Annotated in this window: 1 pseudogene; it reads right to left on the bottom strand. The window is 66.3% G+C overall.

The annotated features are described in order from the left end of the window. A pseudogene (locus EOA33_RS38265) lies at nucleotides 1-338 on the bottom strand (4-amino-4-deoxychorismate lyase); the annotation flags it as partial. Nucleotides 339-487: the final 149 nt, after the last annotated feature.

Genomic DNA, 487 nt, shown 5'->3' with positions numbered 1-487 from the left:
TCGCTGATCAGGCCGCGCCGCTCGAGCTGGTCGGCGATGTCCTGGACGCCGGTGTTCGGCTTGACCAGGAAGGTGTCGCCGTTGGCCGACGGGCCGGGCTCGGTGAACGCCTGCTTGCCGAAATATAGCGCGGCGCCGGCCGCCAGGATCATCAGCATCACCAGCGAGATAACGAAATTCATGAACACGACGACCTGGCTGCGCGAGGCGCGCGAGCGTCTCGGCGGCGGCGTACCGGCCTCGGGACGCAGCGCCTCGGCCGCCGTCTTCGGGACGATCGGACCAGACGCGGCCTGCTGCTTTCCGAATTCTCCGCTGCCGCCCGGATTTGTGTTCATAGCGCCCTACCATCTGATCTCTTGGAGAGGCGAGCGTCCCAGCGGACGCGCGAACCACGCTCCAACATTTCAACCCTGCGCCTCGTGCCTTGCGAAAACCGGCTCCGACTTTCGGTCCGACGCGCGAATCCCCAAGGGCAGAGTAGGGG

It is taken from the genome of Mesorhizobium sp. M4A.F.Ca.ET.050.02.1.1, assembly GCF_003997725.1.
In the GTDB taxonomy this organism is placed as follows: domain Bacteria; phylum Pseudomonadota; class Alphaproteobacteria; order Rhizobiales; family Rhizobiaceae; genus Mesorhizobium.
The sequence above is the reverse complement of the archived record's forward strand: the minus strand, read 5'-3'. Positions and strand labels throughout refer to the sequence as shown.